This is a genomic window from Hydrogenophaga sp. ZJX-1, from assembly GCF_048590325.1.
Classification (GTDB): Bacteria; Pseudomonadota; Gammaproteobacteria; order Burkholderiales; family Burkholderiaceae_C; genus Hydrogenophaga.
On record NZ_JBMBRA010000002.1, the window covers coordinates 753,511 to 777,749 of the forward strand.

Consider the following 24,239-nt stretch of genomic DNA (forward strand, 5'->3'; position numbering starts at 1 on the left):
GCTTCAATGCAGTTCGCCGGGCACGGCGGTGGCCAGGCCCAGATCCGGTCCAACGACCCCCAACGAGGGCTCCAGGGGGCTCGGCGCGGCATGGGCGGTTTTCTTTTCCGCCTTGGGCGGGCTGAAGTAGATGCCCAGCGCCTGCACCGGCGTCATCACCTGCACATCGCCGTCCCCCGACACCGCCAGCGCCACATCCGAGCTGGCCACCAGCTCGGCCGAATGCGTCACCACGATCACGGTCCGCATCTTCGCGATCAGCCGCAGCGAGGCGATCAGCTGCAGCTCGCTCATGTGGTCCAGATCGTTCGTGGGCTCGTCCAGCACCAGCACCGCCGGGTTGCGCAGCAGCACCTGGGCCAGCGCGATCTTGCGGCGCACACCCGCCGACAGCGTGCGCCCGCCTTCGCGCATCACCGTGGCATAGCCCTGGGGCAGGCGTGAAATGAAGCTGTGCACGCCCGTGAGCTTGCAGGCCTTCACGATCAGCTCGTCCGTGATGTCGGGCGCCGCCCGGCGCAACTGGTCGGCGATCGTGCCGTCCAGGAAATAGACGTTCTGCGACAGCGTCGCGATCCATGAAGCCGTCTCGTGGCGAGAAAACTGCTGCAGGTCGTATTCGTCGATCAACACCCGCCCCTCGTCGGGCCGGTACAGGCCGGTGACCAGCTTGAGCAGGGTCGACTTGCCCACGCCGTTCTTGCCCACCACCGAATAGAACTGGGCCGGTGCCAGCGTCAGCGACACCTTCTTGAACACCGGCTCCGATTGCTCGTCGTAGCGGAAGCTGACCTCGTCCAGCGTCATCGCGCCCTTGGGCCGGGGCAGCGAAACGCCGGCGCTGCCGGTCTCGCTCGGCTGGGCAAACACCTTGTCGAGCCGGCGCGCCGCCTCGATCGACTGGGCCAGCTGGCGCCAGGCGCCCGACAGCGTGGCGATCGGCGAAATCGCCTTGATCGCCAGCATGTTGGCCGCGATCAGGCCCCCGATCGACATCCACTGGTTGGCCACGGCCACCGCGCCCGTGGCCGTGATCACGATCGACGACGCGATCAGCAGCGAATGCGTCAGCTCCTTGGTCTCCTCCATCTCGCTGCCGCGCGAGAAGCTCTCGGCCAGCCATTGCTCGTAGCCCGTTTTCCACTGTGCCGCCACCGACTCGTGCTGCGCCAGCGCCTTCACCGACTCGCGGGCACGGCACATCTCGGCCGTGAACATGTCCAGACTGCGCGCCTGCTGCAGCTCGGCCACCTTGCCCTGCTTCACCTCGTCGGCAAACCACCAGGCCATGGCCGCGAACACGCACACCATGCCGAGCACCACCGGCAACACCGGCAAAGCCACCAGCCCCACGATCACGATCGCAAACACCGCCAGCGGCAGGTCAAACAGCGACTGCACCACCGGCCCCGTCAGCAAGGTGCGCACGGCGCCGACATCGCGGAACAAGGCCACCCACGACGCCGCCGGCCGGTCCTCCAGCGTGCGCAAGGGCTGGCCCAGCATCTTGTCCAGCAGCGTGGACGACAGCCCCCAGTCGATCAAGGCGCCGGCCTCGCGCAGGTTCGCCGAACGGCGCCGCCGCAACGTCCACTCCAGGATCAGCGCCACCGCCACACCCGCCAGCAACGCCACCAGCGTCGAAAAACCCTGGCGGAAGATCACGCGGTCAAACACCTCCAGCGTGAAGATCGAGGGCAGCAGCGCCAGCAGGCCAATCGGCGAGGACAGCCAGGCCGCGCGCGCCATGCGCCGCCGGGCCTGTGCAAAGTGCTCCAGCAGCGCCTTTCCCAGGTGCTCCGGCGAAGCCAGCCGAACGGGCCGCATCCGCTCCGGCAGCAGCATTTCGATCATCGTGAACTCCCTTTTTGTTGTTTTCTAGGACCCGGCAGCCGGGTCGCCCGTGCCCTGAACCGTCGGCTGGTCGGCATGCTCCAGCCGCCTTTTGGCCTCGTTGAGCAAGATGCGCAGCCTGGCCGCGCGCTCAGCGGCCTGCGGGTCCTGCGCCAGGAGGCGCTCCCGGGCCTGCGCGTCTTCGCGCACCCGCTCCATCAGCTCGTTCATGGCCTGCCTCAGTGCCTCGCCGTCGGCGCCTTGTTCGGGTACCTGCTTCATGGTTTCAACGACTCCAGGTTGCCGGCTTCGAGCGCCGTTTTCATGCGCGCCAGCCCGCGGTGCAGCCAGGTCTTGACCGTTCCCAGCGGCACATCCAGCTCCGAGGCGATCTCTGCCAGCGACTGGTCGGCGAAAAAGCGCATCGTGATCACCCGCCGCGACGACGGGCTCAGACTGCCCATGGCCGCCGCAAAAGCCGGGCTGCGGGCGGTCATGCGGGCCATCTGTTCACTTTCATTGCCTTCGTCCGGCATGTCTTCCGGAATTTCATCGCTGTCCTCCTGCCGCCGTTTCCGGCGCGCCAGCTCGGTCAATACCTGATTGCGCGCCACCTGATTGATCCAGGCCATTGCATTGGACGACTTGGCCGGATCGTAAGCACTGGCATATCGCCAAATGCGTAAAAACACGTCCTGTGTAATGTCACGCGCCGCCTGGTCATCCCTGATCAGATAAGCCACATGACGAAACACCTTGGCATGGCAAAGCATGTACAGCTCCGCCATGGCCGCCTGTTCCCGGTTCTTGATGCGTGCCATCAGCGCCGGAACAGCGGCCATGCTGTCGATGCTGAGCATGGGCTCGGCAACAACCTCCATTAGCGGGTCGGTATTGGATTCCACGGACAGATGTTAATGGAAATTAACTTTGTAATTGCACGTAACCGGAATCCGCGAACATCCAACCCTGCAACCGCTTTAATAGTTCATTCATGTAACGGTTAACTCCCCTTAATATTTCATTTTCAGCACTGACCCGATTGGATTTATCCACAGGTTGAATAGCACCTTGGTTCTCATAAAATTTTGCTATTAAAACTGAAGCAACAAAAATCTCCTATAACCTCACAAAACCCAGGGCAATTCAATTACCCTGTTCCCAATATGGATTAAGGCGCCGCCCGTGCGACCAGCGTCAGCGCCGGACGCCCCAGACGCGCCAGAAAAGTGATCAGCCGCCCCCGCTGGAGCGAGCCCCTGTGGCCCTGGGCCTCCAGCACGTTCCACGACACCGTGAAATACACCCCGCAGACCGTGTCCACCTGATCCGCCATGTCCTCCAGCACCTCGGCAGAGAACCCATCGGTCCTGAGTGCCAATTCCGACCAGATCCGGCGCACCATGCCTTCCTGCGTCAGGTGGCTGAAGCGTGGCTGGCTGGCGATGGCATGGCGGGCCACCGCCTGCACGTTCATTTGGTCGTACAGCAACCCCCGGTGAACCTGCATGCCCGCCTGGGGCAAACGGCTCCAGGCCACTTCACGGGCCGTCATGGCCACCCTCGCGCACGGTATCCAGCATCTCGCCCCTGGGCAGCCTGACCCACCCGCCCGCCGGGGACCCCGGCACGTTCCCGCGCGGCTCCACCACCCGGCCCTCCCGTCCCCGCGCCTCATCGCGGCCGATGGGTGGGTAGCTGGGTCTCATCCGGGAGAAAGCGGGACTCTTCTTCGAAAAGTCCAGCGAAAACTGGCGATCGGTCACCCCCACGTTGCGCCCCTCCATCAACAAAACGGAAAACAGGCTCGCGATGCCGACCGGGGTCAGCGCCCCCGTCCGCACCTGGCCATCCGGCCCGATGCGCCGAAACACCGGACCACCCCGGATCCCGGCCGCCTCGATCCAGTCCAGAACCGCCCGGACCGGCCCCCGGACCCGCATCGAAACGAGCCCTCCGTCGTGCCCCCCGACGGCCACCGCCTCGACATCCCACTCGTGCTCCACCTCCGCCGCCACCAGGCGCTCGGCGTCCGACAGGCTCCAGCCCGACAAGGCATGCGGCAACAAACGCTCCCACCACATCAGCGCCACGATGGCGCGCAGGCGCAAACACTCCATGTGGGCCCGCCCGCCGGTTTCGGCCAACGGCGCCAGCCGCTGCTCCAGCAGCCAGGCCAGCGAAGCCATGCTCTCGAACCACGCCCGCGCGGGGCCGTCGGCGTTGGCGTCGGGTGACGGCGGGTGCGTGCGGCGATCAAGGCAATAGCGGGCGAACGTTCGGTGCATGGGTGCGACGGCGGAACGGAAAAAAAGGGGCGTGCTGAAAAGGGGGCGTACCCAAGCCATACCGGCCATGTGCACTAATGGTTTCACCCTATCGTACAAAAGCACGCCAAAAGCAGCAGGCCGCGCACGCCGCGAAGAAACCCACCCCGGTCGTGAATCCCTTGCTGGCGTGCGCCGGTACTTAGCCTCATGTCCGACCCCACGATCGTTGCCGCCACTTCCGACCTGCTGCGCCTGACGGTGGAGGTGGAAGAAATGGCCCACCCCCTGCAGCAAGCGCTGCACACCATCCTGCGGGCCACCGGCTCCAGCGAAGGCCTGCTGGCCGAGCTGCCCTGGGGCGAAGACCGGCAGACCCGCCTGCACCCCGTGGCCTCGCTGCGGCTCATCCCCGGCTCGCCCCCCTCGCGGCAACTCTCGCCGCCGCTGTCCTGTCCGGGCGGCCTGGCGCTCCAGCTGAAACTCCAGCAGCTCGAAGCCGGCGCCATCATCGAATCGCCCCTGGAACACCTGCTCGCGCCCGACGACCTCGAATCCCCGGCCGACCCCGGCCTGCCGTGGATCGCCTACGTGTTCGGGCGTGAAAACACCGGCCACTACCTGCTCGCGCTCGAGCGCCACCTCGGCAGCGTCGGCCTCGCCGACCACGACGGGGCCTACCTGCTGTTCCAGGCGCTCGAAACCCTGCTGCACAGCTGGAAGCTCTCGTCCATGAAATCCTCGGCCGAGGCCCTGCTCGAACAGGCACTGGCCGGCGACACCGAGGCCGACGCCGGCACCCACCCGGTCTTCGACCACCTGCAGCAAGGCGTGGTCCAGATCGACGTCAACGGCTACGTTGAATTCATCAGCCGGCCCGCCCTGCGCCTGCTCGGCCTCAGCCACCTGCCCGCCGGCGAACAAACCCACTTCAGCACCCTGCTGTCGCACGCCGGCCAGCCGTTCGAACCCCACGCCAGCCAGCTGCCCGACCACCTGCGCTGGATCTTCGAACAACGCACCCTGCCACCCGTGGACGCCATCCCGAGCAGCTTCCTGCTCCACCACGACGACGCCCCCGCGCTGCGGATTGAAAAAGTCCACCTCCAGGAAGGCTCCCACGGCCTGATCCTCAGCGCTGACGCGACCCAGCCGGCCCCGGTCAGCGACCACCCCGCCGAAGACAGCGAGCAGGTGCGGCGCTTCGAAGACATCATCGGCCGCCACGCCCGCCAGGCCACCGAGTCCAGACGCGAGACCGAAGAACTCCTGGCCTCGGTCGCGCGCAACTTCCTCGACCCCATCCGCTATGTTCACCAGCAGGCCGAGCGCCTGCTGCGCTCGAACCCCGCGGGCGACCCCGAGCGCGACGACAGCCTGCGCAAGATCGCCAAGACCGCGGCCCACCTGTCCGACCTGATCGCCGACGTGGTCGACTACCACCTCGTCGCCAAGAGCACGGTGCGCGCCGAAGTGGTCGATCTGGAATCCCTCGTGGCGCTCACCACCCAGGGCGTGTTCAGCGACCTGGCCCCCGGCAGCGTCATCGTCGGCAAGATGCCCGCCGTGCGCGCCGACCCCAGCCTGCTCATCCGTGCCCTGTCTCACCTGATCAACTTCGCGCGCGACCACAGCAGGCCCGAAGAACCCCTGCGCATCCGCATCGGCTTCAGCAACTCGCAGCAATCGTTCGTCTTGTCCGACAACGGCACCGGCATGGACATGGGCCTCATCAACAAGCTGGTCAACGTGCCCCTGTCCGAAACCCACCCCCTGGCCCAGGGCCTGGTGCAAAGCGGGCGCTCGCTCGCGGTGGCCAAGAAGATCATCAACATGCACGGCGGCGCGTTCGAGGTCATTTCGATGCTCGGCGTCGGCACCACCTGCTATTTCCAGCTGCCGCTGGCGGTGGATATGGAAACCTCGTTTTGAGTCCCCGGTGAAACCCGGGGTACCCGAGCCCGGTATCTGTAAGGACGGAGTTACAGAAACCCCTCGGAGGAGTCCCCCATGAACCACCTGGCCCGCCCCGGTACCGTTTGCTCGCCGCTCGACCTCGGTGAGCTGAGCCAGATCCTGCACGCCATCGAAGGCGACCAGGACTTCTTTGACGTCTTCGAAGCCTTTGCCGACCCCGCCCAGCCCCAGACCGCCGAACTCTGGTTCCAGATCGACGGCACCGACTTCGAAGTCACCGAGTGGCTGCTCGATGGCGACGAGCTGTCGCCGCCCCCGCCCGGTGCCGGGCTCGCCGTGCACGCCCAGCTCCGGCCGTTTCCGGGCAACGAAGAGCGCGACACCTTCCCCCTCGGGCTGTGCTTCCAGGACGCGACGCTCACGCTCTCGCGCAACGGCACCGCGCGCACCGAAGACCAGTTCATGGCCCGCCCCGGCGGCTCGCTCGCCGCGCTGGCCGAAGGGCAGGCCGTCGTGGTCGAAGGCCAGGTGGTGGGCCATGTCCAGCGCAACAGTGGCGGCCTGTGCCAGCTGCACTTCAACGCCCGCTGCACCATCGAACTCATGGACGCCCTGCTGAACCAGATCGACTGCCGCAGCCCGAGCGCCCCGCCCCAGGCCGACAACACCATCGGCTGGACCTTTTGCTGCTTCTACCTGGGCCGCCTGGAGGAACCCGAGGAGCACATCTTCGTCGGCTGCACGCAACGCCCGGCGGCCCAACGCAGCCCCGTTCTGGACCTGGACCTGAGCTGAGCCCTCCCCAGCGTGCACCAGGCCTGTGCGGCGGCCCCCGAACCGTGCACTGAACCCCGCCGCGGTCCACCCCCAGCACCAACCGTTCGTCGCCTGGTCCCGCCCGGTTTGTCCCCTGGATGGGGTACGCCCCGGGGCATATTCAGCCAAATCTGTTACCAAACGTAAGACAACGATTAAACTGAAGCACTACACGTGATGGTTACGTAGTGTTGCTATTTACACACTGTCACGTTCTCTAAAAGAACCTATGGTTTAGTCGGCATTACCTGTTTGCGTAATACCTGGCCCAAAGGTTGCAAGTTGAAACAAATACAAAGTCAGGGAATTCCATGATTGCATCGCCAGACAGAGACGCGCTCGCGCCTCCCTCAGGACCGGGGCGCACACAGGAAACGGTCGTCCCGCTCTACAACGAGCACGACCTGGCCCGCAGCCTCGCGCCCTGGGCCAGGCTCGCCCGGCGGCAGCGCTGGGTCAAGGCCCGTCTGGTGGTCACCGACCTGAGCGTCTTGTGGTGCTGCTTCATCGCCGGGCGCCTGCCCGCCTGGTTCCGCGATGAAGTGAGCCTCTCGGAGGCCATGAACGTCTGGTGGGCCGCCCAAGGCCAACTCCGACTCACCCTGTTCGCCACCATCGCCCTCGCCATGGTCGGCTGGATGTGGGCCGTGCAGGGCCACTACACCGCCCAGCGCCGCAAACCCTGGTGGGACGAAGCCCGCCAGATTCTTCACGTGGTCATCGTCGCCGCCCTGATCGACGCCATGGTCCTGTACCTCGCCAAATGGCCGCTCTCCCGCCTCTGGACCGGCGTCACCTGGGGCCTCGTTCTCATCTTCCTGCCGCTCGCCCGCCTGGCCATCCGCTCGCGCCTGCTGCGCGCCGGCCTGCTGACCCAGCCCTATGTGTTGATCGGCCACCCCGACGACGTTGAAAAGGCCGCTGCCGCCCTTGCCAGCGAACCCCTGCTGGGCTACAAGCCCGTGGCCGTGGTCAGCCCCAACCCCGGCGAACGCCTCGTCTCGCTCGGCAAGGAAGGGGTCTTCGCCCCCACCGCGCTCACCCCCGCCGTGCGCGAGTTCCTCGCCAAACCCGGGCCTTACCAACTGGTGGGCGTGCTCGGCATCCGGGACAACAACTGGCTGCGCGAACTCGCGCAGGAGCTCATGCACACCCGCGACGATCTCGTCATGGTCCCCGCGGTCGGCGACCTGCCCATGTACGGCATGGAGGCCTCATACCTGTTCAGTCACGACGTGTTGTTTCTGCGCGCCCGCAACAACCTCAACCGCCGCGGCCCGCAGATCCTCAAGCGCGCGCTCGACATTTCTGGGGCGGCCGCACTGCTTCTCTTGCTGTCGCCTCTGTTCGCCTACTTTGCCTGGAAGATTTCGCGGGATGGCGGAAGCCCTTTCTTTGGCCATGTGCGCGTTGGACAGAACGGGCAACCCTTCAAGTGCTTGAAGTTCCGCTCCATGGTGGTCAACGCACAAGAAGAATTGAAGAAGCTCTTGGCCAGCGACCCTGAGGCTCGTGCCGAGTGGGAACGGGACTTCAAGCTCAAGAATGACCCACGCATCAGCCGTGTGGGCGGCTTCCTCCGCCGCACCAGCCTCGACGAACTGCCCCAACTCTGGAACGTCTTGAAGGGCGAAATGAGCCTTGTTGGGCCCCGCCCCCTCATTCAAGACGAGCTCGCACGCTACGGCAAAGACGTTACCTACTACCTGACCGCCAGGCCCGGGATGACGGGACTCTGGCAGGTGAGCGGCCGCAGCGACACCACCTACGTATCACGCATCCGCTTCGACGCCTGGTACGTGCGCAACTGGTCACTCTGGTACGACCTCGTGATCATGCTGCGCACCGTGCGCGTGGTGCTCAAACAAGAAGGCGCCTGCTGATTCCACCCTGAGCTTTTCCCCAACGCCGCCCGCATGCCTTACCGACATTGCGGGCGGACCCGTCTATAGTTATTTCATGCTGCACCGCAACATAATCACCCCCGTCGTCCTCTGCGGAGGCTCCGGCACCCGCCTCTGGCCCCTCAGCCGCAAGAGCTTCCCCAAGCAGTTCGTGCCCCTGATCAACGGCAAGAGCCTGCTCCAGCTCACACTCGAACGCGTGCGCTCGCTCGGCCCCGGCCTCATGGTCGTTGCCGCCGAAGCCCACCGCTTCATGGTGGCCGACGCGTTGCAAACCGTGCCCGGTTCGGCCCAGGTGATCCTGGAGCCCGTGGCGCGCAACACCGCCGCCGCCATGGCGCTCGCCGCCCTGCTGGCAGAGCAGAACGGCCAGCCCGAGGCCCTGCTGCTCTTCTGCCCGTCCGACCACCACATCCCCGACGCCGCAACCTTTGCCCGCACGGTCGAACAAGGCGTGCCCGCGGCCGAGGGCGGCGCCATCGTCACCTTCGGCATCGTGCCCAGCTTCCCGAGCACGGCCTACGGCTACATCCAGCACGGCGCCCGCCGCGCCGACGGCGCCCAGCAAGTCGAGCGCTTCATTGAAAAGCCCGGTGCCGACCACGCCCTGCAGCTGCTACTGAGCGGCGAAGTCCTGTGGAACGCGGGCATCTTCCTGTGCCGCGCCAGCACCCTGCTGCAAGCCCTGCAGCAACACGCGCCCGACATCCTGGCCAGCTGCCGCGAAGCCCTGCCCGCGCCGCTCGCTTCGACCGAGGCCACCGGACCCCAATACGTCACGCCGCTGCCCGGCGCCTTCGCCGCCTGCCGCTCGCAAAGCATCGACTACGCCGTCATGGAACACCATGCCAACGTGGCCGTGGTGCCCTACACCGGCGCCTGGAGCGACGTCGGCAGCTGGAACGCCGTGGCCGAACTCACGCCCGCCGACGCCCAGAGCAACCGCATCGAGGGCCAGGGCCACGCCCACCTCTCGCACGACACCTACATCCACGCGCCGCACCGCCCCGTGGTCGCGCTCGGCACCAAAAACCTGCTCATCATCGACACGCCCGACGCCCTGCTCGTGGCCCACCGCGACTGCGCCGAACAGGTCAAAGACGTGGTGGCCCAGCTGGAGCGCCAGCAGTGCGCCCAGGCCGTGATCCACCGCAAGGTCGCCCGCCCCTGGGGTTGGTACGACAGCATCGACCTCGGCGAACGCTTTCAGGTCAAGCGCATAGGGGTCAAGCCCGGCGCCAGCCTCAGCCTGCAAAAGCACCACCACCGCGCCGAACACTGGATCGTCGTCAAAGGCACCGCCGAAGTCACCCGCGGCAGCGAGACCTTTCTGCTGTCCGAAAACCAGTCCACCTACATCCCCATCGGCGAGGTGCACCGCCTGCGCAACCCCGGCAGGCTGGAGCTGGAAATGATCGAAGTGCAGTCCGGCAGCTACCTCGGCGAAGACGACATCGTCCGCCTGGAAGACACGTACGGCCGCGCGCTACAGGGGGAAACCGCATGAAGATCGCCATTGCTGGAACCGGCTATGTCGGTCTGTCCATCGCCGTCCTATTGGCACAGCACCATGAGGTGGTCGCGCTGGACATCATGCCCACCAAGGTTGATCTGCTCAATGCGCGGCAGTCCCCCATCGAAGACACAGAACTACAGCACTACCTGCAGCACAAGCAATTGAACCTGCGGGCCACACTCGACAAAGAGCAGGCCTATCAGGGCGCTGACTTCGTCGTCATCGCCACCCCAACCGACTATGACCCCGTCCGCAACTACTTCGACACCTCCACAGTGGAAGCGGTCATCCGCGACGTCAGCGACATCAATCCGGCTGCAGTCATGGTCATCAAATCCACCGTTCCAGTTGGCTTCACGCGGGACGCCAGCCAACGCCTGGAAACCCAGCAACTCATCTTCAGCCCTGAATTTCTGCGCGAGGGAAAGGCGCTTCATGACAACCTGCACCCCAGCCGGATCGTGGTGGGTGAGGACTCCGAACGTGCAAGAACCTTTGCCAGCCTGTTGCAGCAAGGTGCGGTAAGGCAGGACGTACCGACCCTTTTCACCGGCAGCACCGAGGCCGAAGCCATCAAGCTGTTTGCCAACACCTACTTGGCCATGCGCGTGGCCTTCTTCAATGAGTTGGACACCTACGCTGCCTGCCACGACCTCAATACGCGCCAGATCGTAGATGGTGTCTGCTTCGATCCTCGCATCGGCCCGCACTACAACAACCCCAGCTTCGGCTATGGCGGTTACTGCCTGCCCAAAGATACCAAGCAACTGCTGGCCAACTATGCCGCTGTTCCGCAAAACCTCATTGGTGCCATCGTCAGCGCAAACAGTTCGCGCAAAGACTTCGTCGCCCAGGAAATCCTGAGCCGCGGGCCCAAAACAGTGGGGGTTTACCGCCTGGTCATGAAAGCTGGAAGTGACAATTTTCGTGCCTCCAGCGTGCAGGGCGTCATGAAACGCATCAAGGCCAAGGGCGTGCGGGTCATCGTGTATGAGCCCGTCCTGCAGCAGCTTGAGTTCTACAACTCACCAGTAGTCAACGATCTCGCAGCCTTCAAGGCGCAGTCGGACATCATCATCGCCAACCGCTTAACGCCCGATCTGGACAACGCGCAAGAGAAGGTCTACACGCGCGACCTTTTCGGCAGCGACTGAAGCAGCCAATTTACACGATGCACTGACTGTCTATTTCCCCAAGCGTGCACCCCCAAAAACTAACAGCTAATAGTTCAATGCAATGAAAGTTCTCGTCACAGGCGCCGCAGGATTCATCGGTTTTCACAGTTCTAAAAGATTGCTTGAACTCGGCATCGATGTCGTGGGCATCGATAATTTGAATGACTACTACGATGTGCAACTAAAACACGATCGCCTGGAAATTCTGCAAAACATCAAAGGATTCACATTCCACCGCATGGATTTGTCTGACAGACCTGCCATTGAAAGTCTATTTTCCGGAAATGCCTTCGACGTTGTCCTTCATCTAGGAGCACAGGCAGGCGTCAGATACTCAATCGACAACCCATTTGCATATGTTGAAAGCAATATCACTGGAATGCTGACAATTCTGGAAGGGTGCCGGCATTCAAAAATCAAGCATCTGGTTTATGCGTCATCATCATCAGTATACGGCGCAAACACCAAGCTTCCTTTTTCTATTGAAGACAGGGTTGATCAACCGATATCCCTTTATGCCGCGACTAAAAAGGCGGACGAAATGATGGCCTACGCCTATGCTCACCTATACAAAATTCCAACTACTGGACTTAGGTTTTTCACTGTCTACGGCCCGTGGGGACGCCCTGATATGGCCTACTTCAAGTTCGCCAACGCAATTATGGAGGGCCGTTCTATTGATGTATACAACCACGGCGACATGATGCGTGATTTCACCTACATTGACGACATTGTTGATGCAATCGAGAAGCTCATTATTGGCCAGGGAAAACCAACAAATAATTCTGTTAGCCATAGCGTATACAACCTGGGGCATAACAAACCAGAAAACCTTCTTGAAATGATCAGTATTCTTGAAAAGAATTTAGGGAGAAAAACGACAAAAAATCTCCTCCCGATGCAGCCGGGAGATGTCTACGCGACTTTTGCTGATATATCCAAAGCCCAAGAAGATTTACAGTTTCAACCCCAGACAACTCTTGAAAATGGTATTGCATGTTTTGCCAAATGGCACAACGAATACTACAAAAGTAAATACGCATGAGAGCCAAATCTTCCATGGCTCCAACAGACCCAAGCACAACAACTGATCGACTATTCGCACTGCAAGCATTGCGTGCGATTGCAGCCATTCTGGTAACTATTGCCCACGCATCAGAAGAATCCAAACATTACTTCGGATTTCAACCGATCTTTGATACTGATCCGCTGGGAAAGGGTGTCGATCTCTTTTTTGTACTGAGCGGCTTCATTATCTACTTTTCCTCAGTAATCACGAACAAAAGCCTCCCCATCAATCCAAGGAGCTTTCTTCTTCAAAGATTCATTCGGGTCGCACCGCTCTACTTCATTTTTACGACCCTACTAGTTGGCGTCATTTACCTTACCCCAAGTGGAGTTAAGGAGGCTATTTTTGACCCCCTGCAGATTCTGACTTCTTATCTATTTCTGCCATACGAAAGATACGATGGAAGAATTGCACCAACACTTTCACTTGGTTGGACGCTCAATTATGAAATGTTCTTCTATCTGGTTTTCGCATTTTCCCTACTGCTAAAGCCCAATCGTGCCGCCGCGATCTGCATAACAATAATTGCCGCACTCGCAATTCTTGGCATATTCATCCCCTCTTCGTATCCAGCCCCAATCAGAGAATGGACGGACGGGATCGTACTTGAATTCGCCTTCGGCATTATCATTGCAAAAACATACCAAACCCTGGGCCGGCCAAAAAAGACAGCATGGAAGACCATCATGTTTCTAAACATAATTGGATTCGGACTGCTGTACTTCCTTAATCTTCCAGAAAAACCGTTCCCATTACCACGATTTGTATCCGCAGGCATCCCTTCAGCTTTGATTGTTGCATCTTGGGTCCTTTTCGTCGCAAAGACCTCAGACAAAAATGTTCCTCGCATTCTCACAGCACTCGGCGACAGTTCATATTCACTTTATTTAAGTCACCGGTTCGTGCAGAGACCGATTCAGATGCTATTACGCAAGTCAGAACTGGCTTCCAGCCCATCAATTGGCGTTATCTATCTTATTGCTGCCGTGCTTGGCGCCTGCATTGCGGGGCATTTCGTCTACCGAAAAATTGAAGTACCTCTTTTGAAGTATCTACGCCGCGTGGCTTATCGCAATGCATCAAGTTGATTGACAACAAGTCAACCCAATGCCACCAAAATTAGCGCCCTAATCATGTTCGACCAATCTCGCCGTCGTCGGGTATTCAACAGATTCAAACGCCTGGCATCTCCAAGCATTGCCCTAGCCATTGTCACTTCTATTGCATTTTTTGTTTACAGCATTGCAAGCACATTTGATGGCAGCTTCACTTATTTCCATCGACTAGTACTCCAAGAGCAATTAATAGACAATTCAACCTTATATTCCTACCTGTGGGCATTCGGAGCATTTTTATCATTCCTAGCAGGTGGGGTGATAGTGAATTTCGCACATAAGCCAAACCACCGGACCCCAAAGCACTTTCCGCTCGAAGATAGCGCATTTCGAACTATTTTCAACGGATTTCTTTTCACATTTATAACAGCCTTTGCGTGGATTGGAGTGGCAATTATTCAATTCGGCGGGATTTCCAGTCTTGCGAATCTTGCAGCAGCAGACAATATTGCAGCACGCGATGTAATACTGACCGCCTCATTTCCTGGAGGACGGCTAATCAGCTCTGGGTTCATTGGTATTGCGGTGCTGTCAGCAACACTACTCGGAATGGGTCTCTGGAAATCCAACACACGAAAACGCTTCACTATCTTTTTAGTGCTGTTCGTTTCGCTTGCCTATCTCGGTATAGCCCCGATTCTTGTTTCTGGAAGAATTAATTTTTTTGTGGCGGTTATTGGCGCCTTCATCGGATCAAGCTTCGCTGCCGGAAGAGTGATAGGGGCTCGATATATTCCGATCGGAGTTCTGCTACTTGTCGGGGCCTGGACCGCTAAGCAGTACTTCTCCCTCGGCCATATGGCGGAAGATATTTCAGTTTTTGATCAAAGCGTTGAGGGATTTTTCTTTTATCTATATAACGATGCCCTCAATCTTCTCAACACCATCGGGCAGCTCGACAATAACAAAACACTTGGTTGGTATTCGTTGCGGTTCATATTTTTCTTCACCTTTACACAGAACAAGCTCCTTGATTTCATAGCAGACGCACGTATTCAGATCGGCAACTATGTTACAGCAGGGGAAGTACCTTTTTTGGCTGCCCCCATTGTTGACTTCGGTCTTTGGGGTGTCCTAATACTCGTTTTGTTTGGATTCTGCGCTCAATATGTATATTTGAAGGCACCACTGAATTTACTTTACTCCACCATTTACGGCATGATTCTCGCATGCCTTATCTTGTCTCCGCATGCTAGCTTCATCACAAGTCAAGAGGTTATCTATAGCATCCTTTTGGTTTCCTTTCTTGCGCGGAGGATGAGGTATTACCAAATGCCAATGCAATCTAAAACTTCTGAAATTATATTGCCTCAGCAATTTTATCATCCTTATCGGCGATGAAAATCGTAACCATTTTTTCCTTTCACCTCTATTTTCAGCATAGACGGGGGAGCATGCACTGGATTTGCGATGCGCTTCGACGGAATGGTGTGCACGTGCGCTTTATTACCTGTGATTTCAGTCTTCTGACAAAACTGAAGGGAGACAGAAGAACTGAATTTGGCGAAGTCCGTGGCATTAATTCTCTTGAGAAAGTTGACTCAACGCTTTCGCTGGGTGTGGTTTCTAGTTTGTGGCACCCTGTTGGTCGCCAGAGATCTTTTGTTGGACGCCTGCTGAATGGGCTGACGTCGTGGTATCCAGGCCCGTATGCGCCGGTCGTAAGGAATTTTTCCAAGGGAAGCGATCTTGTAATCTTGGAAAGTTGTGGTGGGTTGATGATGCTCGATACCATTCGTGCTGCATGCAACGCACCAGTCGTTTACCGCGTTTCAGACAATCTTGCTGTTGTGAGGCCGGTTCCGAGTCTGTTGGATGCTGAAACAAGAGCTATTCACTCTGTAGATGCGGTCAGCTTGGCCAGTGAGCATCTGGCACGCTCCCTCGGCGTCGGATCCAATGTCCAGTTTGATTCAATGGGGCTGGACAAGTCGGCATTTGATGCGGCAACGGTTTCTCCCTACACAGCTAATGGCAGGCCGAAGGTTGTTATATCGGGGAGTTCTGGGCTTGATACACAGTCCCTGCGCCTTGCAGCGGAAGCACTGCCAGACTTTGACTTCATTCAGTTCGGCACGGCCGTCGGCATTCCAGAATTACCAAATGTGAAATTAATGGGTGAGCGCCCGTTCACGGAATTGGTCCCATGGGTGAAGTTCGCAGATGTTGGTTTTGCCCCGTATCTGGTCAAGCCCGGGTTTGAGTATCAGGCTGAACACTCAAACCGACTCCTTCAGTACACATATTGTTCATTGCCCTCTGTTGTTCCCAAGGAATTGGCTAGTGAGAGCAAGCCACATTTCATAGGTTATGAGGCTTGTGACACCGACAGTCTCGTAAATGCCATACGCGGTGGCTTGGCGTTTGACCGTTCTCAGGTTCCGGCGAAATCGGTGCATGACTGGGACCAACTCGCCCACCGTTTAACGCAGGTTTGCAGTCACGCAAATCCATGATTCGCCCAAAAGAATGAAAATCGTTCACATACTCACCAGGCTGCTCAAGGCTGGATCAGAAGAGAACACCCTGTCTACCTGCAAAGCCCAGATTGCTGCGGGCCATGAGGTGTATTTGGTTCATGGGCAAGATTTTGACCGTTCGTATTACGACAATCCCATCTCCGGTCTGCGACTCGTTGGCATCAAAGAGTTTATCCACCCAATTTCGGTGGCCAGCGACTTCAAGGCCTACCGGGCGTTGACGCGCTTTCTTGAGTCTTTGCACCCCGATGTGGTCCACACCCATCAAAGCAAGGCGGGCATTGTGGGGCGGTTTGCTGCGCATTCGGCAAAGGTACCGCTTGTCATTCATGGTGTCCACATCGTGCCGTTTGCAAATGTCGGCACTGCGCAACGTCTGTTGTTCACGCTTGCCGAAAAGGCGGCGGCCAAGATAACCCACGCATTTATCAACGTATCACATGGAACCCGAAGTCTCTACCTTGATGCCGGCATTGGCGATGCCTCCCGGCACCATGTGGTTCATTCCGGATTTGACCTTGAACGGTTTCGCAACGCATCTATCCCCGATGACTGGCATCAAATGCTGCGGTTAGAACCTGGGGCTGCGAAGCCCCCCGTGGTGCTGATGTTGGCAGCTCTTGAGCCGCGCAAACGGCACTGCGAATTCATCGAAGCATTCGCATCGCTGGTGCGAGAACAACCAGACATTCGTCTCGTGTTGGCGGGAGAAGGCCCACATCGGCAGCAGGTACAAGAAACGATCGAGAAGTTCGGACTTGACCAGAACGTCCTGCTTCTCGGCTATCGGAACGATCCAGAGAAGCTGATTGCCCTTGCTGACCTGTGCGTGCTGACCTCCACCCGTGAAGGGCTACCTCGCGTCATCATGCAGTACATAGCAGGAGGCAAGCCATGCATCACCACCCATCTGCCAGGAGTAGAGGAAGTGGTCAGCCATAGTTTCAATGGACTGATCGTCCCACCTGATGGCTTAGCCGAATCTGTCACTTCGATCGCTGAGCTGCTGAAAAACAAGGAGCGGTTGCTGGCGCTGTGCGACGGTGCTCGCTCAACAGACCTTAGCTCTTGGGAGGCGCGCACCATGTGCCGGCGCATTGATGACATCTACCTATCCTACTTATCACAGGTGACGCCTCATGCCGCCTAAGGTTGTTGTCAACGGCCGCTTCTTGGTGCAGCCTTTGTCCGGGATGCAGCGGTTTGCCGAAGAACTGCTCACCGCGCTGGATCATCTGCTTGACAGTGACCCGGCTCTGTTGGAGTCCATTGGCGCGCCAGTGGTAATGGTGCCACCAGGCGACGCGAGGTCACCGCCCTGGCGCCATCTGCAGATTGTTCAAGTAGGACGTCACAAGGGCCACTTGTGGGAACAGGTTGACCTAGCAATAGCAGCTAGGAATTCCTTGCTGCTCAATCTCACTGCATCCGGACCACTCTTGCACAGTCGTTCGGTTCTCGTCTTGCACGACGCCGCAATTTTTGCCCATCCGGAGCACTTTTCGCGCAAGTACCTCCTTTGGCACCGCTTCCTTCGTCCACGCATCGCTAATCGAGCCTTGAAATTGGGTACCGTTTCGCACTTTTCTAAGAGCGAGCTGGCCAAGTGGTGCAAAGTACCCGAATCCAAGTTCGTAGTGCTGTACGACAGTGCCGAGCACATCCTGGAATGCACACCTGAGCCAGAGGTCATAAACCGCAACGGACTTGAGTCCGGTCGCTTTGCACTGACTGTTGGCAATCAAAGTCCAAACAAAAATATTCCACTGGCCGTGCAGGCATTTCTAAATGCTGCCCCGCCGGAATGGAAACTGGCTGTAGTCGGTGGTGGGGCAAACAACGTATTCGGTGAGACCGTAAATATCAACAGCAATCGAGTCGTACGTCTCGGGAGAATTTCTGATGGTGAACTTCGCGCCCTATATGAATCTGCAGGACTATTCCTATTCCCCTCGCGCTATGAAGGATTTGGCGTCCCTCCGCTGGAGGCCATGTCATTAGGATGTCCAGTAGTTTCCTCTGATTCAAGCGCTATGCCGGAAGTATTGGGCAATGCGGCAGCCTATTTTCCTAGTAATGACATTGATAGCTTCTCTAACCGTATTCAGGAATTGACAGCACCTCTTGCGCCAACCGATCAGTTCCGGAAGGAAGGACACTTAAGGGCGAAAAAGTACACCTGGGCCAACTCAGCTGCAGAATTGGCGAATCTGCTGCGATCTATGTGTGTGGAACGAACTTGAAATTTAGTTCTAAAGTCGTTGTAACATTTTGGTCCGCTGTTCTGCAGTGGGCCAGAGTGGGTACTAACGCATTGGTCTTTCTTGTATTAACACGTTGGCTTTCGCTACCAGAGATTGGGGTGGTTGCTGCCGTACAGGCACCGGTGATCATCGCTCAAGCATTCGTCACAACCATGATTCCTGATTTCGTTGTGCAGGAAAGGCGGCTGAACCAAGGGCACTCTTCCACGCTTTTCTGGCTAAGCCTAGCGATCGGTCTGGTATTAACTATTGCCCTCGTGGCAGCCACCCCTTTGATAGTCGCGCCATTGTCAAACCCGAACGCTAATTCATATCTTCTGGCGCTATCGCTTTGCCCGTTGATTTGGTCCGTCGGCACAGTCTTCGAAGGGTTGCAACGCAGGGCTCTTCGCACGAAGAAATTAGCGGTTCGCACTGGTATCGCATCCCTTCTTGCGGGCTCTGTTGCAGTGACAATGGGCTACTTCGGATTTTCTTCTTGGTCGCTAATTGCCTTTACCTTGGTCAATGCAGTTATCGCGACCGTTGTTCTAATTCTCAGTTCTTCTTGGCGCCCGTCGGTCACTTTTCGATGGCGCTACATTCAATTAAGACTCCGGACCCTTCTCGCCCTCGGCGGAAGACACCTTTTGGGAGCTGCGGCACTTCCAATCCTTCAATACACGACTGCCGTACAACTGGGAACAACAGGAGCCGGTATTCTGCAAATTGCTTTGCGTGTCTTCTCTCTGTTGGACACGCTTATCCTAGCTCCTTACAGATTCGTAGTTCTTCCGCTATTTTCCCGAGCAAAGAGCGATGAAGGTTGGATACAGTCCAACCTTCTAAGAACCATAACTTTTGCTTGCCTGATCGTTATTCCTGTGCAGATCGGCGCCATCATTATGGCGCCAATACTTTTGCCGTTGGCAATCGGTTATTCGAACGGATCACAGGCTGTTGGCGCCCTGCAATTTCTGTGTATCTACGGACTTTTGGCTGCCCCGATCAATGTTGTCAATCAAGTTCTGTTGGCCAGGGGATTCTCTACACAGATTTTTCGTCGCTCACTAATGATGTATGCCCTTGCGGTATTTCCTGCTGCTTTGGCTGCAAGATATTCAGTGGAGGCAGTAACATTAACGTATGGATTGTGTGGCGGCCTCGGAGGTTTTGTGGTTACTTTACTGCTTCTGAGAAAGCTTCTCAACGTTCCTATAAAACCAATCGTAATGGCATGGCTTCGCGTTACTTTAAGTGCGATATTAATGTTATTTGCTTGTCTTGGATATTTGTTTCCATCAGATCTGTCACCATGGATCCGACTTGTCGTTATTTTCGGTCTCGGCGTGGGGTTCTATTTTATTGGCTGTCTCATTTTTGCACGCGATCTTTTGATGGACTTACTTAAAACAATCAAACCAAGGCGTACCCAGAGGACAGATAAATGAACTTAAAAGGCATCGCCGGAATAATCTGGCAATATTTTTCGTTGTGGATAAACACCATATACGACCTTCATAGATATTTTCGTTATTCCGCCTCTAAATGGAGAACACACTCGGACGAGCAACTTATGGCAAGGATCCTGCAAAAGACTCATTCGATTGAAAAGGGTCTCGCAATGCCAACCATACGACCTGGATTTGGTGTATCACCATTGCTAGAGCTTGAGCAGATGCTTACCGAATTCGAAAGTCGCCAGCTGGATCGTACAGAGGTAGCATTCATTTCGGCAAGTCACGCGATTTCTGCTTACTTCAACTATCACGATAGTTCGAATCTTCCAACAGCAATAGAAGTCGAATCCCTCAGAAAGTTCGCAGCATTGTCACCAAATACGAATCTCGGAGGAGCGTTTTTCCGAAACAGTGAAGATACTCATACGTTAGCACGTGGCGATTTTCGAACGCTGTTGCAAGCAAGACGCAGTGTGCGTATGTTTGATGATCATCCCCCCAATTTGGCGTCAATCTACGAAGCCATTGAATTCGCAGGCCGATCACCCTCCGTGTGCAATCGACAAGGTTGTAGAGTAACGATAGTTACAGATCCAAAATTATTGAGCGCTATCCTAAAAATTCAAGGTGGCAACAGGGGGTTTTCCGAAGAAATTCCTTCAGTGCTGATTGTTACATCCAAACTTGGCATTTTCCGGGGTGCTAGGGAACGCAACCAAGGATGGATCGATGGCGGACTCTTCTCTATGACCCTCCTATACTCGCTTACCTACTTGGGACTGGGTTCATGCCCTTTGAATTGGTCTGCAACCGCACGTCAAGATAAATTACTTCGATCGACAGTCAACATTCCAGCTGATGAAAACGTCATCATGTTGATTGCGGCTGGCAACTTACGCCAGGACTTTCGCATTGCTTCCTCCGCAAGACTCGATCTAAATTCTTTGGTGTCACATCACTATCACTGAAATAAACGCAATGCTTGACAAACCACCCTCTTCAAACAGCTCAAATCTGGCTCCAAAGGCAGCAATTCTGACCTTTCATAACACGCCTAATTTCGGCGCCACACTTCAATGCTTCGCATTGACAAGTTTTCTGCAATCAAAGGGGATGCAGGTTGAAGTAATCAACTATATGCCGCCACATAATTTGTTGCAATATGGTAAATCCTTGTTTCTTGGAAAACGTCGCTCAGCACAGAATTTTTCTCGGATTCTTAAGTTCTACCACTTTGTGAAGTCTCACATTAGAATGAGTGGGGCCCCTGTCTTTTCTTCGTCCAAACTCCGAGAACTTACAAAAAAGGAATACGACATTGCCTTCACTGGAAGTGATGAAGTCTGGAAGGTCGACCATATGCGCAAATTCGATCCTTCCTACTACTTGTCTTTCCTCAATGAGAAGCGCACAAGATTGGTAGCTTATGCGGCCACCGCGTCTACTGTTACGAATCTGCATGATTACAAATCACAAGTATCTCCATTGCTTTCAAGATTTTCTGCACTAGGAATTCGGGATTCCTCGACAAAGGCCATGGTTGATCAGTTAACCAGCACTCCTTCTCAAGAGGTTCTCGACCCCACTCTGATTTGGAATTTTGAGTCGATGGACTTACCGCCGTTATTTACCGATAAATACGTTGCAGTCTACTCTTGGTTATCTGATTCGGATATGTCAATCGTTCGCGATTTTGCATCCTCTAACAACCTCAAAGTAGTCTGCGTCGGATGCCGTCACAGGCACGCGGATATGAATTTCCTGGGAATAGGACCGGAAGAGTGGCTCCGTCTTATCAAACACTCGTCAACCGTTATTACCGACTTTTTCCATGGAGTATTGTTCTCGATCATTTTCAAGCGTCCATTTTTTGCCCATGTGGACGAGAAAAAGAAAATGAAACTCACCCAAGCTCTTGCTTGGGTAGGTTTGAACGACCGTCTCCATTCCAACTTTAGCGCTCTAATTAGCCAATCCCCCATGAGTTTGGATGCCGATTGGGAAAATGTAAAGATGAAACTTTCACCACTGAGGCTGCAATCCATCAGCTTCCTGGAAGAACAAATCATGAGCGCTTCAAGTCCTAGCAGAACGATCAATAATGGTTTCTTGTGAAATGCACTTCTTCTTTTTCTCACATGATCGGATGCGGATTATTTGAATGAGAACAATCATTACTTGAAATCCATCTCCGGCGCGCGATCCTCCCACACTTGCTTCACCATTATCGATGCCATACCCCCCACTCAATGCACGGGCGTCCAGTCAGCATATTTCTCAAGTTGCTTGGGGGATGCTATCGGTCTTGATCGTCTTTTCCTCAATAGTGCGTGGCGGCAATCGGAGCATTGCGTTGATCCTGCTGGAGTGGTTGGCGCTTGCCATATTGCTTACGCTGTCGATTGCTGTCATCCGCTCGGGAGCTCGGCCTCGGTTAAGTAATTTGAAATGGAATGACTGGGCTTTCTGGTTGTTGACCAGTGCACCCATATTTGGTGCACTGGTTCAGTTAATGCCGTGGCCGGGATTCGGGCAAATCACGATGACCCCTACAGCGACAGAGTTTTCGTATTTGGTAAGTATTCCCGTAATTTGCTGTTTTTTGACCGCATTCTTTGCCAGTGATTCGCAGGTACGATCTTTGGTTTGGCTATGGGTGGCCGTTGCAGTTTTTCAAGCTTTTATTGGTTTGCTTCAGCTTGGTACTGAAGAGTTGCTCCGTTTCGGTATGCAATCAAATGTGCCAATTGTTGGAACGTTCGCCAGCAAGAACACGTTTGCTAATCTGTTGGCCATGGCTATGCCGCTGGCAGTGATGGGCTTTTGGGGCGTGTCTGGCCGGCCACGCCGCAGCGACGGAGATCGCCGTAGTCCCTGGTGGGGCATGCTGGCACTGCTGACGTTGCTGACGGCAGCCCTGGCCAGCACCTCGCGCACGGGCATTGCCACGGCGCTGCTGGTGGCCCTGCTGGCGCTGGCCCTGCTGGCGCCAGCGCGCGAGAGCGCGGCAAGCGGGCGCGGCGGCTGGTTGCGGCGCCTGGGGCTGCCCGCGCTGGCGCTGGGTTTGCTGGCGGTGGCGCTCTTCATGGGCGGGCTGGACTGGGTGGAGCGCTTTGACGCCGAGCGCCTGGCGGCGGACGATGCCCTGCGCGCGCTGACGCGCGAAGCCACCTGGCAGGGCGCGCTCGCTTACTGGCCGCTGGGCTCTGGCCTGGGGTCTTACGCCTGGGTGTTCCCGCGCTTCCAGGCGCCCGAGGTGGGCCGCTACTGGCTGGACCTGGCCCACAACGACTACCTGCAGATCTTGATGGAGACCGGCGCGCTGGGCCTGGTGGCCATGGCGCTGGCGTTGGCGCTCATGGGCAGGCGGGCGTTGCAACTTTTTACCGCCGGGCGCGGTACATGGAGCAGCGCCGACCGCCTGGCCGTGGCCTGCGGGCTGGGCCTGCTGGCCACGCTGCTGCACGCCTGGGTGGACTACCCGTTTCGCATACCGGCCAACGCCATGCTGGCCGCCTTCTTGCTGGGTGTGTTCCTGAGACAGCCCGTTACACCAGCCGTAGATCCGCAAAAAGTAAAATCAAGGACTTATGTTTGAACGCTACACGCGCCCCGGGGAGCCCCAGACCATGAACCTATTTTTGACACGGCCAGCCTGGGGCGGCGCTTTGCTCGCACTGGCCTGGTGCGCCGCCAGCGCCGCCGCCCTGCCCGCACAGGCGCAGACGGCGCCGCTGCAGGCCTCGCCCCTGCAAGCACCACTTCAATCGCCCGTGGGCTCGGCACCCGTGAGCCCCAGGCCGGTGGGCCAGGCCACGGCGGTCGACCCGGCCACGGGCGAGCCCGTTGCGCTCAATTCGCTGGCCACGGTGGGCTCCGACTACCGCATGTCGTCCAACGACCTGCTCGAATTCGACGTGTTCGGCGTGCCCGACATGAAGCGCGATGTGCGCGTGAACGCTTCGGGCCTGATTTCGCTGCCGCTCATCGGGCCGGTTCCGGTGGCAGGGCTGACGGCGCAAGACGCCGAGAAGCTGATCGCAGCCAAGTACGAAGAAAAATACCTGCAAAACCCGCAGGTCTCGCTCTTCATCAAGGAGTTCACCACGCAGCGCATCACCATCGAAGGCGCCGTGGCCAAGCCGGGCATCTACCCGGTCACGGGGCAGCTCACGCTGCTGCGCGCGCTGGCGCTGTCCGGTGGCTACGCCCCCTACGCCAACATCAACCAGATCGTGGTGTTTCGCAACGGCGCGGGCAGCGCGCGCGAGCAGTTCGTTTACGACCTCGACAAGGTGCGCTCAGGCGAAGAGGCAGACCCGAGCATCAGCTCCGACGACGTGATCGTGGTGCAACGCAATGCGAGCCGCGCCGCCCTGCGCGACTCGCTGTTCCGCGACATCGTCGACACGATCAACCCATTCAGTCGCTGAAACAGCCGCTC

At 57.4% G+C, this 24,239-nt stretch carries 21 protein-coding genes; 16 read left to right on the top strand and 5 right to left on the bottom strand.

The genetic code is table 11. The annotated features are described in order from the left end of the window. Positions 1–3: 3 nt before the first annotated feature. From ACN5W5_RS08260 to ACN5W5_RS08280, 5 genes are all read right to left on the bottom strand, one after another. On the bottom strand, positions 4–1,854 hold the full coding sequence (locus ACN5W5_RS08260) for a peptidase domain-containing ABC transporter (protein WP_420048046.1): 1,851 nt from the start codon (positions 1,852–1,854) through the stop codon (positions 4–6). Between the two features lie 24 nt (positions 1,855–1,878). Next, entirely contained in the window at positions 1,879–2,115 is a 237-nt protein-coding gene (locus tag ACN5W5_RS08265) for a hypothetical protein (protein ID WP_420048047.1), read from the bottom strand. After that, the gene (locus tag ACN5W5_RS08270; RefSeq protein ID WP_420048048.1) at positions 2,112–2,738 is read right to left on the bottom strand and encodes an RNA polymerase sigma factor; all 627 of its coding nucleotides are present in this window, start codon (positions 2,736–2,738) and stop codon (positions 2,112–2,114) included. Before ACN5W5_RS08270 ends, ACN5W5_RS08265 begins: the two co-directional genes overlap by 4 nt. 266 nt (positions 2,739–3,004) lie before the next feature. Then, complete coding sequence (locus tag ACN5W5_RS08275; RefSeq protein WP_420048049.1) at positions 3,005–3,388, bottom strand: hypothetical protein; 384 nt, start codon at positions 3,386–3,388, stop codon at positions 3,005–3,007. Next, entirely contained in the window at positions 3,375–4,121 is a 747-nt protein-coding gene (locus ACN5W5_RS08280) for a hypothetical protein (protein ID WP_420048050.1), read from the bottom strand. The genes ACN5W5_RS08275 and ACN5W5_RS08280 overlap by 14 nt, the downstream gene beginning before the upstream one ends. Positions 4,122–4,310: 189 nt before the next feature. On the opposite strand from ACN5W5_RS08280, the gene ACN5W5_RS08285 reads away from it, so the two are divergent. From ACN5W5_RS08285 to ACN5W5_RS08360, 16 genes are all read left to right on the top strand, one after another. Further along, positions 4,311–6,032, top strand: a complete 1,722-nt coding sequence (locus ACN5W5_RS08285) for an ATP-binding protein (protein ID WP_420048051.1) — start codon at positions 4,311–4,313, stop codon at positions 6,030–6,032. Positions 6,033–6,110: 78 nt separating this feature from the next. After that, complete coding sequence (locus ACN5W5_RS08290) at positions 6,111–6,812, top strand: hypothetical protein (protein ID WP_420048052.1); 702 nt, start codon at positions 6,111–6,113, stop codon at positions 6,810–6,812. A 332-nt stretch (positions 6,813–7,144) separates the two neighbouring features. Further along, a complete protein-coding gene (gene wbaP, locus ACN5W5_RS08295; RefSeq protein WP_420048053.1) occupies positions 7,145–8,716 on the top strand; it encodes an undecaprenyl-phosphate galactose phosphotransferase WbaP in 1,572 nt (523 codons plus the stop codon). Positions 8,717–8,792: 76 nt separating this feature from the next. Beyond that, the gene (locus ACN5W5_RS08300) at positions 8,793–10,244 is read left to right on the top strand and encodes a mannose-1-phosphate guanylyltransferase/mannose-6-phosphate isomerase (RefSeq protein WP_420048054.1); all 1,452 of its coding nucleotides are present in this window, start codon (positions 8,793–8,795) and stop codon (positions 10,242–10,244) included. Next, positions 10,241–11,407, top strand: a complete 1,167-nt coding sequence (locus ACN5W5_RS08305; RefSeq protein WP_420048055.1) for a nucleotide sugar dehydrogenase — start codon at positions 10,241–10,243, stop codon at positions 11,405–11,407. Before ACN5W5_RS08300 ends, ACN5W5_RS08305 begins: the two co-directional genes overlap by 4 nt. A gap of 82 nt (positions 11,408–11,489) precedes the next feature. After that, entirely contained in the window at positions 11,490–12,473 is a 984-nt protein-coding gene (locus ACN5W5_RS08310; protein WP_420048056.1) for an NAD-dependent epimerase, read from the top strand. Further along, complete coding sequence (locus ACN5W5_RS08315; protein WP_420048057.1) at positions 12,470–13,585, top strand: acyltransferase family protein; 1,116 nt, start codon at positions 12,470–12,472, stop codon at positions 13,583–13,585. Before ACN5W5_RS08310 ends, ACN5W5_RS08315 begins: the two co-directional genes overlap by 4 nt. A 45-nt stretch (positions 13,586–13,630) precedes the next feature. Then, positions 13,631–14,953 carry an O-antigen polymerase gene (locus tag ACN5W5_RS08320; protein WP_420048058.1) on the top strand — a complete coding sequence of 441 codons (1,323 nt, stop codon included), beginning with the start codon at positions 13,631–13,633 and terminating at the stop codon, positions 14,951–14,953. Continuing rightward, on the top strand, positions 14,950–16,068 hold the full coding sequence (locus ACN5W5_RS08325; RefSeq protein ID WP_420048059.1) for a hypothetical protein: 1,119 nt from the start codon (positions 14,950–14,952) through the stop codon (positions 16,066–16,068). Before ACN5W5_RS08320 ends, ACN5W5_RS08325 begins: the two co-directional genes overlap by 4 nt. A 13-nt stretch (positions 16,069–16,081) precedes the next feature. Then, positions 16,082–17,242, top strand: coding sequence for a glycosyltransferase (locus ACN5W5_RS08330; protein WP_420048060.1), 1,161 nt, complete (start codon positions 16,082–16,084; stop codon positions 17,240–17,242). Continuing rightward, positions 17,232–18,335, top strand: a complete 1,104-nt coding sequence (locus tag ACN5W5_RS08335) for a glycosyltransferase family 4 protein (RefSeq protein ID WP_420048061.1) — start codon at positions 17,232–17,234, stop codon at positions 18,333–18,335. Before ACN5W5_RS08330 ends, ACN5W5_RS08335 begins: the two co-directional genes overlap by 11 nt. Beyond that, complete coding sequence (locus ACN5W5_RS08340) at positions 18,332–19,786, top strand: oligosaccharide flippase family protein (RefSeq protein WP_420048062.1); 1,455 nt, start codon at positions 18,332–18,334, stop codon at positions 19,784–19,786. Before ACN5W5_RS08335 ends, ACN5W5_RS08340 begins: the two co-directional genes overlap by 4 nt. Further along, on the top strand, positions 19,783–20,763 hold the full coding sequence (locus ACN5W5_RS08345) for a nitroreductase family protein (RefSeq protein WP_420048063.1): 981 nt from the start codon (positions 19,783–19,785) through the stop codon (positions 20,761–20,763). Before ACN5W5_RS08340 ends, ACN5W5_RS08345 begins: the two co-directional genes overlap by 4 nt. A gap of 10 nt (positions 20,764–20,773) precedes the next feature. Beyond that, positions 20,774–21,910: a polysaccharide pyruvyl transferase family protein gene (locus ACN5W5_RS08350; protein ID WP_420048064.1), complete on the top strand. Its 1,137-nt coding sequence runs from the start codon at positions 20,774–20,776 to the stop codon at positions 21,908–21,910. 769 nt (positions 21,911–22,679) lie between these two features. Beyond that, positions 22,680–23,393: an O-antigen ligase family protein gene (locus ACN5W5_RS08355; protein WP_420048065.1), complete on the top strand. Its 714-nt coding sequence runs from the start codon at positions 22,680–22,682 to the stop codon at positions 23,391–23,393. Positions 23,394–23,424: 31 nt separating this feature from the next. Further along, positions 23,425–24,228, top strand: coding sequence for a polysaccharide biosynthesis/export family protein (locus ACN5W5_RS08360; RefSeq protein WP_420048066.1), 804 nt, complete (start codon positions 23,425–23,427; stop codon positions 24,226–24,228). Positions 24,229–24,239 lie beyond the last annotated feature (11 nt).